Origin of the sequence: Microbacterium sp. BR1, assembly GCF_002812725.1 — a bacterium.
GTDB lineage: Bacteria > Actinomycetota > Actinomycetes > Actinomycetales > Microbacteriaceae > Microbacterium.
The window spans coordinates 1021813-1034082 of sequence record NZ_NMUN01000004.1; the positions used below are offsets into that span (position 1 = coordinate 1021813).

Here is a 12270-nt window from a genome sequence, read left to right on the forward strand (position 1 = left end):
GGTCAGCGGGACTTCCGCGCGCGCGGAGCCGCTGACCGGGGTGGGGTCTGACGCATGTGATCGCGCGTGCGTGTCAAGATCTCGGCGAGGGTCTCGATGTCCGAGCGCGACAGCGGCGCGAACAACAGGTCGCCGAGGGTCTCGATGTGCCCCGGGAACACCTTCGCGAGCACGGCACGCCCGTCGTCGGTGATGGTCACGTCGATGCTGCGCTCGTCATCCGTGGAGGGCGTACGCGTGACGAGCCCCCGCTTCTCCAGCGTCTGCGCCTGATAGGTCAGACCGCTGCGACTGTAGACGACACCGTCGGCGAGGTCCGTCATGCGCGCACGGCCTCCCGCCGTGTCGCCGAGCGTCGCCAGGAGCTGGAACTGGACGTAACTGAGACCGCCAGCCTCCCGCAACTGCTGCTCGACCGCGTGACGCAACAGGCTGCTGGTCTCTATCAGCGCGAAGTATGCGCCGAGCTGCGTGGCGTCCAAAGACGGCGAGGGTGAGGTCATGCGGGCCATCGTATCGAAAGTTCCAATTCAAAGCACTTGCTCCTAGTTCGAAGCAGTGTTTCTTCTTGGCAGTTGCTTCGAATTCGCAACACAACACGAAGGGAAACATCATGAAGGCAGTACGGTTCCACAAGACGGGCGACGCACGGGTCCTGCGGTACGAGGACGCCGATCGGCCCACCGCGGCCGCGGGCGAGGTGCTCATCCGGGTCGCGGCGTCGGCGTACAACCCAGCCGACGGCGGCCTGCGCGGCGGCTTCCTCCCGATCCCGATCACACTCCCCCACACACCCGGGTACGACGTGTCCGGCACGGTGGACGCCGTGGGCGACAGGGTCAGCGCCCTGGCCGTCGGCGACACGGTCGTTGGATTCATTCCGATGGCCGGCGACGGGGGCGCCGCGGAGTACGTCGTCGCCCCGGCGGACTCGTTCGTGGCGGCACCGACCCGCATCGCCCTCGCGGACGCCGCGGGTCTGCCCTCGGTCGGACTCACCGCCTGGCAGGCGCTGTTCGATGCCGGCGACCTGAAGGCGGGCCAGCGTGTGCTGATCAACGGTGCGGGCGGCCCGGTCGGCGGCTACGCCGTGCAGCTCGCCAAGCGGGCCGGTGCCCACGTGATCGCCACCGCGAGTCCGCGCAGCGCCGAGATCGTGAGCGCCAACGGCGCCGACGAGATCATCGACCACACCACGACCTCCGTGCTCGACGCGGTCACCGAGCCCGTCGATGTCCTCCTGAACCTCGCCCCGATCACACAGGAGGGATTCACGGCTCTGGCGGCGCGAGTGCGGGACGGCGGGGTCGTCGTCTCCACGACGCCGCAGGTTCCGACCCCGAGCGACGAACGCCGCGGCGTGCGTGCCGTGACCGTCTTCGTTCATCCCGATGCCGAAGTGCTCGCGGAACTCGTCCGGCTGATCGACGACGGCGACCTACGGGTCGACATCAGCGAACGCGTGGCGCTTCGCGAACTGCCCGAGCTTCACCGCCGGGCCGACGCGGGAGAGGTGCACGGGAAGGTCGTGGTCATTCCGCCAGCCTCGGCATGACCGCCCGGTCCGCGCCGGATGCCGGCTCGATTCGTAGCGCTCGGACCAGCTGCGCATAGAGCGGGCTGGTGACGAGCAGCTCGCGGTGCGTCCCCGTGCCGACGACCCTTCCGCGGTCGACGACGACGATGCGGTCCGCATCCACGACGGTGGACAAACGGTGGGCGATCGTGACGACGAGCGTGTCTGCCGAGATCCGATCGACGACACCGTTGATCGCGGCCTCGGTGAGCCCATCGAGCTGGGCCGTCGCCTCGTCCAGCAGCAGCACCTCCGGGCGCCGCACGATGGCTCTCGCGACACCGATGCGCTGACGTTGTCCCCCGGACAGGCTGGTCGGGCTGACCGGCTCATCCAGCCCCGCCGGGAAGGACTCGACGAGTTCACGCAGCCGCACCGCGTCGAGCGCATCCCACAATTCGTCCTCGCTCGCGTCCGGAAAGCGGTACGCGAGGTTGTAGCGGATGCTCCCCGCGAGCAGCGGAGTGTCCTGCTCGACATAGGCGATCCGTTGCCGGATGGAACCGAGCGAGAGAGACGCGTAGTCGGTGTCGTTCATGCGGATGGTGCCCGACTCCGGACGATAGAAACCGAGGATGAGCGAGAACAGGCTGGTCTTGCCCGCACCGGACGGTCCGACCACGGCAAGCCGCCCGCGCCACGGCAGCGACAGCGTCAGGTCGTCGATGGCCGGATGGCGCGCGCCGGGGTAGGTGAAGGTGACCCCCTCGAACGACAGGGCCGCGGCCCCCGTCCGCCCGCGGGGCACGTCGCTCCCCGTGATCGTGTCCTCCGCCGTGATGTCCTCCGTCTCTCGGATTCGTGCCGCGGCGGCCGAGCCGGCCTGCAGTTCCGCGACGTACATCGTGATCGAGCTGACCGGCTCGACGAGCTGGAACGCGTACAAGAGGAAGGCGACGAGGGTCGACACCTCGAGCCACCCGGCACCGATCCTCCAGGCACCGACCGACAGGATGACGAGGATGCCGAACTGGATCCCGGTCGATGCGATCGTCCACGCCAGCGCCTCGGTTCGATTCGCCCGCTTGCCGTACCGCATGGACTCGCGAGCCTCATCCAGCACCCTCCGCTCTTCCGTCGCTTCCGCTCGGGCCGCCTTCATGGTGCGCACGGCACGCGCACCGCCCTCCAGGATGCCGCCGAGCCGACCGACCGCCTCCTGTGCGAGGCGCTGGGCCGTGCCGATCCGCGGCATCAACCGCCCGGCGAGAACCCCGACGACGGCGATGCAGGCGAGGGTGACCAGGAAAAGCGTCAGGTCGAGGATCGCCATCAGGGCGAGCGCCCCGATGAGCGCTATGACCTCGTTGACGAGGTTCACGAGAGCGGAGGAGGTCGCCTCCCGGAGGAGCACCGTGTCCGACGTCACGCGGGTGACCACCTCACCCGTAGGGCGGAACTGAAGATCCGCCACCCGCCCCCGGAAGAACCTGCCCACGAGCACGGAGCGCACCGAGAAGACGACGTCCTCGGCCACGTTCCCGAGGAGGACCGCCTGGGTGAAACCGAAGCCGGCGCCGAGCAGGACGAGACCGAGCAGCAGCACGACCGGTCGCACCGCATCGCCGGGCACGCCCACCGAGTCGAGAATCTGTTTCGTGACCAACGGCGCGGCGAGGGCTGCGGCCGTGGTGCCGAGGCCGAGCAAGAACCCGAGCGCCAATCGCGCGCGAAACGGCCTGACGAAGAACCACAGGGTCCGGATGTTCGCCCATCGGGGCATCGGAGTCGAAAGCGGGTCAGCGGCGGAAGGGCCGGGCGTAGCGGCGGGTGCCGAGGGATTCTGTGCGGTGATCATGGCCTCGGCACCGTAACCACCGCCCCTAAACCCCACATAAGAATGCACGAAGAACGACACGCCTCATGCGTCACTTATCCGACGCACAGGTCAGTGCTAAAGAGTGAAGATGTGGAGCATCCTTCTGTCAACGCCAAGCCAACCGTCCGGGTGCTGATCGTCGACGACGAACCCAACCTGCGCCATCTGCTCTCTGCCGTCCTCGGCCGCCAGAGATGGCAGGTCGACGTCGCCGGCACCGGCCGCGCGGCCATCGAGACGGCTCTCCGAGTCCGGCCGCACCTGATCGTGTTGGACGTGGTGCTGCCCGATATCGACGGCATGCAAGTGCTGCGGACGATCCGCGGCGAGCTGCCCGACACCATGGTGCTGTTCCTCACGGCGAACGGCACCGTCGCCAATCGCATCGGCGGTATCGCGGCGGGAGGAGATGACTACGTCACCAAGCCGTTCAGCGTGGAAGAGGTGGTGGTCCGCCTGCGCGGGCTGCTCCGCCGCAGCCCGATGCTCGCCGCCAGCGCGCCGACGCCCATCCTCGAGATCGGCGACCTCAGGCTCAACGAAGACAGTCACGAGGTGTCCCGGGCAGGGGTCGACATACGCCTGACGGCGACGGAGTTCGCGCTGCTGCGCTTCATGATGCTGAACGCCGACAGGGTGCTCAGCAAGGAGCAGATCCTGGATCGGGTCTGGGAGTACGACTTCGGGCGAGAATCGAACATCGTCGAGATCTACATCTCGTACCTGCGCAAGAAGATCGATCAGGGAAGGCCCCCGATGATCCACACCCTTCGCCGGGTGGGGTATATCTTGCGGGAGCCCTCCCCCCAACCCACGGAGCAGTGATGCGCACAGAGCGCAGAGTGCGCAGCACCCGCGGACGACTCGTCGTCGCGGTCTCGAGCCTCCTGCTCGCGGCTCTCGTGATCCTCGGAGCTACCTCCATCGTGATCCTGCGGCAGAATCTGGTCAATCAGGTGGAGTCGACGCTGTACCTCTCCAACGAGAGCGCCCAGAACCAGGTCAGCAGCTCGCTCGAGCAGAACGACGCGCTGCCGCGATTCGACGACTTCTCGATCGTCATACCGCCGGACGGGTTCTTCCTCGTGCTCGAGGGCCGCGACCCGCGGCTCTCGGCGTTCTTCACCCGTGACTACTCATACCGTCCCCTCTCCTCGACCGAGATCGAAGAGCTCCGCGCACAGCCGTTCGCGCCCGGCGACACCCGCACGATGACGCTGCAGGACTACGGGAACTACCTCGTGACCGCCAGTCTGGTCGACAGCCCCCAGAGCGGGTCGTACACCGTCGTCACCGGGATCGGCCTGACGGATACGGATGCCGTCATCATGTCGTACATCATCTGGATCACGGCCGTCGGGCTCGGCGTTGCGGCGCTGGCGGCGACGTTCGGTTACCGCCTCATCACGCGTGAGCTGGACCCGCTGGAACACGTCACGCAGGTCGCGCAGCAGGTGGCGGCCACGCCGCTGTCCTCCGGCGAGGTGGAGCAGCAGGGACGCGTCCCGCGCGATCCGCGTCTGCGGGGATCGGAGGCCGATCGCGTCGCGATCGCGCTCAACGGACTGCTGGAGCATGTGGAGTCCTCACTCAACGCGCGTCATCGTGCGGAAGAGTCGATGCGGCGCTTCATCGCCGAGGCGAGCCACGAGCTTCGCAACCCGCTCGCATCGATCCGCGGCTACGCCGACTTCTACTCGCAGTCCCCCGCCGACCCCGAGGAGCTGGCGAACGTCCTCGGGAGGGTGGGGTCCGAGGCGAAGCGGATGAGCACGCTGGTCGACGACCTCCTGCTGCTCGCGCGACTCGACGCGGATCCCCGCGTGAGGAAGGAGGAGGTCGACCTGTCGCAGGTCGTTCTCGAAACCGTCTCGGACGTCCGTTTCGCATTCCCCGAGCACGTCTGGCAGATCGCTCTCCCCGACGACGCGGTGAATGTCATCGGAGACGAAGACGCGATCCGTCAGATGCTGTTGAACCTCGTCGCCAACGCCGGGCATCACACCCCCACCGGCACTCGCGTGCGCATCTCCATCGAGCGGCACGACGGAGAATTCCTGCTCGCCGTCGACGACAACGGCCCCGGCATACCCGCCGCTGCGATCCCCACACTCTTCGACCGATTCACGCAGGCCGGTGACGAGACGTCAGTGACCCGGAACTCGACGGTGGGCCTCGGTCTCGCGATCGTGAAGGCGCTCGCGACGGCCTCGGGCTACGACGTCAGCGTGCGCTCGGACGAGCGGGGCACGCGGTTCATGGTCGGCATCCCGCGATAGTCTCACGGCGTCGTCCATTCCAACTGCCTCGCCGCCCAGACGAGACCGTAGGGCATGATCGTCCGCGCCGTCGTCCAGTTGTGCGCGAGGCCCGGATACACCCGGAGCGTCGTCGTCTGACCCTGCGCCCGAAGCGCGTCGCGAATCTGCGTCGCCTCCGCGGTGGGCTCGCCATCGCCCTGCCCGAGGAAGATCTTCTGCGCGGTGGCACCGCCCCGCGAGGCGATGACGTCGAGCGGCGTGTTGCGTGCGCGGGCCGCCGGATCTGCAACCACGCCGGCCGTGTACGGCGTCGTGTACGGCATGATCGACACGACCGCACCGAACAGGTCGGGGTGGTGCAGGCCGTACAGCAGCGAGGCGAGCCCTCCCGACGACATCCCCGCCACCACGCGGTGGTCCGCATCCGCGACCGTGCGGAAGTTCGTATCCGCCCACGTGACCACATCGTGGGTGACGAACGTCTCGAGCTGCGGACCGCCGGGCACGTCGAGTGGCTCGTCATCCAGACGCTCGGCTCCCGCGTTCAGATCCGGTGAGACCACGATGACCGGCGGGATGCTCCCGGCGGCGATCAGGGTGTCGAGCAGGTAGTCGATCCGTCCGCCGGCGAACCAGTCGGCCGCGCTGCCCGGTGCCCCGTGCAGCACGTACAACACCGGGTAGCGTGCCGTGTTTCCCGGCTTGTCGTATCCCGGTGGGAGGTAGACCCAGGCGCCCGTGTCGGGGACCTTCGGCGTCGATGAGGGCACCGCGGCGAGGAACGGATATCCCCTGTCCTCGGTCGTGACCCGTTTGACCGCCGCCACCGCGGGCTCGCCCGACGGCGCGAGCACCGCGGTCTTCGGAAAATCCGTGGCGGGAGCGCGCACTTTGTCATCCACCCAGCGGGTCAAGGTCGCCACGGAGGGGAAGTACCCCACCCAGGCGTTCACGCCGAACGCGAGAGCGAACACGAGCACGACGGCACTCACCGTTCCCCATCCGCTGGCCACGAGGACGCGGCGCCGTCGGCTGCGTCCCCCCTTACGGCGGGCCGACCGCACGGCGAGCACGACGACGCCCGCGGCGAGGGCGAGGGCGATCGCTGCGGGCCACGGGGACGAAAGCAGGTCGGCGCCGGGATCCTGCAACAGCGTGGGGGGAACATCGATCGGGGCGTCCGGATCCATGGTGTCCGCTCCTTCCGCGTGGGCATTCTCGTGAACGAGATCCGTCCTGTCGGCCGGCGATCTGAGCGTACGAGATCGCCCGAGGGCGAACGGGTGAACGGCGAGAAGTCATATCCGGCTCTTATGCAGCGGACACATCATGAGTCCCCGGCGCACGCCTGAGCGGTGTCCGCCGGCAAGAGAGGAATGATCGATGAGTGCACTGAAGGGTGAGGTCACCGACGAACGCGACACGGCGCCCGCCCGACACCGAGGTGCAGCCAACCCGCTGTCCGGCGTTCCGGTGTGGACGGGGCGAGTGTTGCAGGTCATCTCCGTGACGATGCTCATCATCGCCTTCTCCAACGTCGTCCTTCCGGACGGCGTGTACTTCGCCGCGTCGTATCTGGCCGTATTCGGCCTGAGCCCCGAGCCCTTCGTCTTCAACGCCGTGCTGCTCTTCATCGTCGGAAGCGCCTCGAAGCGACGGCTGCGCGGAGCGATGCTCTTCCTGGTGGTGTTCGAGCTCCCCACCGTGCTGCTGCCGGTCGTGAATCTGATCAGCACGGGTGGGAACAGTCAGACATTCTGGGCCGACGGCGGCGCCATCGACCTTCTCGCGGCCGCCGTCGCCGCCGGTTTCATCACCCTCCTCATCGCGGCGCGCAGGGAGTATTCGGCGCAGCGCGAGCCCGCGTCCTATCTGCTCGCCCTGGGCGTCTTCGCCGCCGGCGTCGCGCTCGCTGTCGTGGTCGGCGGGGTCATCTCGCAGTTCTCCTCCGATCGGCCGATAACGGCTTCGGATGCCTGGTGGTGGTCGCTGCACGCCGCCACCGGCATCTATCCCAGCGATTGGCTCCTCGACGGGTCGTCGGACGGGCTCAGCACGGGCGTCGAACTGATCGTCACCTCGATCTCGGCGAGCGCGCTCGTGGTCGCGCTCGCGGTGCTCCTGCGCAGTGCGCGCCGACTGCGGCTCCTCACCGAGGCAGAAGAACTGGGGCTCCGCCGCATCCTGCGCGGGAGCCGCGGAGAGGACTCGCTGGCGTACTTCGCGACCAGGCGCGACAAGTCGGTCGTGTTCTCGGCCGACCGCACCGCCGCCGTGTCGTACCGGGTCGTGAACGGTATCGCTCTCGCCAGCGGCGACCCCCTCGGCCCGGAACGACAGTGGGACGAGGTGACCGCCGAGTGGCTCCGGGTCGTCCAGCGGTATGGCTGGCGACCCGCGGTGCTCGCTGCCACCGAGCGAGGCGCCGATCACTACGCCCGGCACGGCATGCGCGGGGTCGTGCTCGGAGACGAGGCCCTGCTCCGCGTGGACAGCGCGCAGCGGGATGCGATACTCACGTCCCCGCAGATCGAGGCGACCCGGCGGCGGGCCCGGCGCGCGGGGTACACGGTGAAGATCCGGTACCAGCGCGACATCCACCCCGGTGCGCTCGCGCGGATCTCCGCTCTCGCCCAGCAGTGGCGCGGCGCCGAGAGCGAACGCGGCTTCTCGATGGCGCTCTCGCGCATCGGCGACCCCGCCGACCACGACAGCGTCATCGTCACCGCGCACGACAGGCTGGGCGAGATCACCGGATTGCTGGTGTTCGTGCCGTGGAATCGCGACGGACTCTCCCTCGACGTGATGCGTCGCAGCCCGGATGCCATCAACGGGGTCACGGAACTCCTCGTGGCTTCGCTGGTCACCGAGGCCGAGCGCCTCGGCGTGCGCCGGATCTCGCTGAACTTCGCCGTCTTCCGTGACGTTCTCGTGCGGGGGGCGCGGGTCGGCGCCGGGCCCCTCCTGCGGGCGAAGCGGAGGGTGCTGCTGATCCTGTCGAAGCACTGGCAGCTCGAGTCGCTCCGCAAGGCCAACGAGAAGTACGTGCCGGAATGGCGACCGCGCTTCCTGATGTGGTCTCGACTCGCACCCTTCAGCACGGTGATGTTCGCCGTGGCCCGCGCCGAGGGTTTCGCCGGATCTCCCCGGCGTGACGCGAGCGGATCCGGGCAGCCCCGGAGCGCCGCCTTCCTGGACGCGCTCGAGACGGAGCTGTCCCAACCGGACGGCACGGATGCCTCGGCTCCCCCGGTGAGTCCGCGGGCGGCCTCCGTCCTCGCGATCCGGGCGAACGGCGAAGACCCGTATCCGGCCTCGGTGCCGCGCACGCACGCGATCGCCGACGTGCGCGCCCTGACGTCGGGGCGAGCCTCGATAGCCGGACGCCTCGTCGCGCGGCGTAGGCACGGGGGGATCACGTTCCTCGACCTCGTCGAGGACCACACACCCTTTCAGATCATCGCGACCGCCGACGGAACCGCCGACTACCGCGCTCTCGTGCGCGTCTCGCTGGGCGACATCATCTCGGTGACCGGTGAGGTCGCGCGCAGCACGTCGGGCGAGCCCAGCCTGCTCGCCGAATCCTGGTGCATCGCCGCGAAATCCCTGCGGCAGCCGCCGAACCGTCGCCGTGGGCTGAAAGACCCCGAGGCCCAGGTTCGCCAGCGGCACGTCCACCTCGCGACCTCCGGCGCGGCGACGGCACTTCTGCGCGCGCGCTCACGGGCCGTTCGGGCGCTCCGAGACCGTCTGCTCGCCGAGGGATACCTCGAGGTCGAGACCCCGATCCTGCAGCGCACGCACGGTGGAGCCAATGCGCGCCCCTTCCGCACCCACATCAATGCCTACCACCGCGATCTGTCGCTGCGGATCGCGCCCGAGCTGGCACTGAAGAAGCTGATCGTGGCCGGACTGCCCCGGGTCTTCGAGATCGGCCGCAACTTCCGAAACGAGGGAGTCGACAGCACGCACAATCCCGAGTTCACCGCGATGGAGGCATATCGCGCCTTCGCCGACTACACCGACATGCGGGTGCTCGCCGAAGGCGTCATCAAAGACATGGCGAGCGCCGTGTCGGGGACCCCGACCTTCGTGAACGCCGACGGCGACCGCATCGACGTCTCGGCGCCCTGGCGTGTCGTCTCGGTGTGCGAGGCGCTGACGGAGCGGATCGGGCTGCCGATCTCGATCGGTCTGGGCGTTGCGACGCTGCAGGACCTCTGCGGCGCCTACGGCATCGGCGTCGGCCGCGACGACACCGCGGGCATGCTGATCGAGCGTCTGTACGAAGAACTGATCGAAGCCGAAACGACGCTCCCGACCTTCTACACCGACTTTCCCTCCGACACCTCACCGCTGGCGCGTCCCCACCGCCGGATCGACGGGCTGTCCGAGCGCTGGGACCTCGTCGTGTTCGGGATGGAACTCGGCACCGCCTACTCGGAGCTGACCGACCCGCTCGAGCAGCGTCGCGGCTTGACCGCTCAGTCGCTGAAGGCAGCACGCGGTGACGCCGAAGCCATGCAGCTCGACGAGGACTTCCTCGCGGCTCTCGAGTTCGGCATGCCTCCGACGGGCGGTCTCGGCCTCGGCGTCGACCGGATCGTGATGGCCGTCACCGGCGCGACGATCCGGCAGACACTCGCCTTCCCGTTCGTTCGATGAAGGCACTCGCCCAGCCGAGGACCCATTCGAGGGGGCCACGGGTGAATCGCCGCGACCACAGCCACGACAGCAGCAGGAGCCCGGCGCTGAACGCCGCGAGCGTGAAGACGCTCTGTGCCCCGCGGAACGAGTGCCCGGTGGCGGCGGTGATGAGGGCCATGGCCACGATGTGAGCCGCGTACACCGACAGCACCATGGCGCCGAGAGGGGCGATCACCGTGATCGCAACACCGACCGCCCGCCGCGCCCGGCCCGATGCGCCGTCCGCCCAGCGCGCCGCGTTGCCGAGCCAGAGCAGCAGGGACAGAAGGAGGGCGCACACGCCGAGGCATCCGATCACGTCCGCCCAACTGCCCGAATGGGGAGCCGGAACCACCAGCCACAGCCAGGTGCCCGTGTCGGTGACGCCGCTTTCGTCGAAGAAGATGCGAGCGAACTGCTGCCGCGCATCCCTTCCGTCCGTGAGCGTGAGGCCGTCCATGATGCGCGCGGTGACACCGTTCGCGAGAAGGATCGACGACAGGATGTATCCGACAGCGATCAGCGCGGCTCCCGCGATCGCGAGCCGCAGCCGGACGCGCGCCGAAGCGAGATCCATCCGCCCGACGGCGAGCCCGGCCAGAACGAAAGGCATCCAGGTCAGGGCCGGGTAGTCACCGGCGACGAGAGCGTTCCAGAGCGGGTTGCCGGGAAGGTCGATGGCCCGCCGCGCGAGGAACGACACGAGCGGCCCGGCCACCGCCCACACCGCCGCGACGACGAGGAGTGTGCGGACCCCGAGTTGTCGGAACGGAAGCGTCAGGAGGAACCACACCGAGAACGAGACGAGGATCACCACGACGGGGGTGCCCAGGAGCGTGAGGGCGAGGCCGCAGAGCGCGAGCAGCGCCGCACGGATGATGGTCGGGACGACCGCGGGCTGCACGTCGTCGGCCCCACGGCTCCTGCCGAGGTTCAGGGACAGACCGGCGGCGAAGGCGAACATCGCCGGCATCCGGGAGTGGAAGAGCTCCCACTCCGGGTGGACGATGCCGAAACCATCGCCCGCGGTCCAGGCGGCGGGACCGACGTGGGCGACGAGCATGCCGAACACGGCGACGGCGCGGAACAGGTCCAGCCCGAGCAGACGTGCCCGCGGCCGCGGGTCGGGCGCTGTCATCGGCGCGCTCATCGGGTGCTCGTGGCGTTCGTGCGCACCGCGGGGGCGGATTCGGAGCGACGCCGCCCGGCGATGACGGCGTACGCGCACAGATACGTGCTCACGAGCAGCACCTGCGCCCGCTGCACCAGGCCGCCCCCGTCGACGAGTCGGCCGTCCCCCGTGCTCACCAGTGCGAGGACCGAGACGATCAGCGTCACGGCGGCCAGCAGCCCGACGACGCCGACGAGCAGACGACGCTCGAGGGGACGGGTTCGCGGTTCGCCCCGCAGCGCCGAAACCGACAGAAGAACGGCAGAGACGAGGACCGCCGCGAGTGCGCCCGCGCTGCTCACCGTGTGGATCTGATGCCCGAGACCGAGGGCGTTCGCCGCGTCCGCCCGGGCGCACTCGAGACTGGCCGAGCTCGCGCAGGCCATGGGCGATGACGCATCCACGATCGTCAGGAACGCGAACGCGGCGAGCGCGAACTCCGCGCCCCGCGCGAGACCGACGGGGCGCGGGCGTCGGGCCACCCCGGCGAGGGCGGCGAGGATCAGCAGGCCCGTCGTGATGTCGAGCGAACGGAACAACCACCCGCTCGGCCTGTCGGCCGCGGCGAGTTCCGAGAGGTAGGAGCGCGACGCGTCGAGCGGGAAGCCCGCGACCGCCTCCCACGGCAAGCCCGAATAGGTGACTGCCGCGATGACGAGCAACACCCGCATCGCTGTTTCTCGCCGGTCCGCACGCATGCGCACACGGTAGGGAGCAACCGTAAGACGCACCTAAGCGAGGTGCTTACGTTGCGCTT

Annotated in this window: 9 protein-coding genes; 4 read left to right on the forward strand and 5 right to left on the reverse strand. The window is 68.9% G+C overall.

Going from position 1 to position 12270, the window contains the following annotated elements:
• Positions 1 to 2: 2 nt before the first annotated feature.
• The gene (locus CGU35_RS09060) at positions 3 to 503 is read right to left on the reverse strand and encodes a MarR family winged helix-turn-helix transcriptional regulator (protein WP_100811153.1); all 501 of its coding nucleotides are present in this window, start codon (positions 501 to 503) and stop codon (positions 3 to 5) included.
• A gap of 110 nt (positions 504 to 613) precedes the next feature.
• On the opposite strand from CGU35_RS09060, the gene CGU35_RS09065 reads away from it, so the two are divergent.
• Positions 614 to 1555 carry an NADP-dependent oxidoreductase gene (locus CGU35_RS09065; RefSeq protein WP_100811154.1) on the forward strand — a complete coding sequence of 314 codons (942 nt, stop codon included), beginning with the start codon at positions 614 to 616 and terminating at the stop codon, positions 1553 to 1555.
• Here CGU35_RS09065 and CGU35_RS09070 read toward each other — a convergent pair.
• Positions 1533 to 3374, reverse strand: a complete 1842-nt coding sequence (locus tag CGU35_RS09070; RefSeq protein WP_198519537.1) for an ABC transporter ATP-binding protein — start codon at positions 3372 to 3374, stop codon at positions 1533 to 1535. The genes CGU35_RS09065 and CGU35_RS09070 overlap by 23 nt on opposite strands.
• 111 nt (positions 3375 to 3485) lie before the next feature.
• On the opposite strand from CGU35_RS09070, the gene CGU35_RS09075 reads away from it, so the two are divergent.
• Positions 3486 to 4220, forward strand: coding sequence for a response regulator transcription factor (locus tag CGU35_RS09075; RefSeq protein WP_232711206.1), 735 nt, complete (start codon positions 3486 to 3488; stop codon positions 4218 to 4220).
• A 17-nt stretch (positions 4221 to 4237) separates the two neighbouring features.
• On the forward strand, positions 4238 to 5674 hold the full coding sequence (locus CGU35_RS09080) for a sensor histidine kinase (RefSeq protein ID WP_198519538.1): 1437 nt from the start codon (positions 4238 to 4240) through the stop codon (positions 5672 to 5674).
• A 2-nt stretch (positions 5675 to 5676) separates the two neighbouring features.
• Here CGU35_RS09080 and CGU35_RS09085 read toward each other — a convergent pair whose 3' ends face one another.
• Positions 5677 to 6846 carry an alpha/beta hydrolase gene (locus tag CGU35_RS09085; RefSeq protein ID WP_100811158.1) on the reverse strand — a complete coding sequence of 390 codons (1170 nt, stop codon included), beginning with the start codon at positions 6844 to 6846 and terminating at the stop codon, positions 5677 to 5679.
• A gap of 193 nt (positions 6847 to 7039) precedes the next feature.
• On the opposite strand from CGU35_RS09085, the gene lysX reads away from it, so the two are divergent.
• On the forward strand, positions 7040 to 10321 hold the full coding sequence (gene lysX / locus CGU35_RS09090; protein WP_100811159.1) for a bifunctional lysylphosphatidylglycerol synthetase/lysine--tRNA ligase LysX: 3282 nt from the start codon (positions 7040 to 7042) through the stop codon (positions 10319 to 10321).
• On the opposite strand, the gene CGU35_RS09095 is transcribed toward lysX, so the two are convergent.
• A complete protein-coding gene (locus CGU35_RS09095) occupies positions 10272 to 11480 on the reverse strand; it encodes a heparan-alpha-glucosaminide N-acetyltransferase domain-containing protein (protein ID WP_198519539.1) in 1209 nt (402 codons plus the stop codon). The two genes, lysX and CGU35_RS09095, sit on opposite strands and share 50 nt — an antisense overlap.
• 8 nt (positions 11481 to 11488) lie before the next feature.
• A complete protein-coding gene (locus CGU35_RS09100) occupies positions 11489 to 12211 on the reverse strand; it encodes a DUF998 domain-containing protein (protein ID WP_146048004.1) in 723 nt (240 codons plus the stop codon).
• Positions 12212 to 12270: the final 59 nt, after the last annotated feature.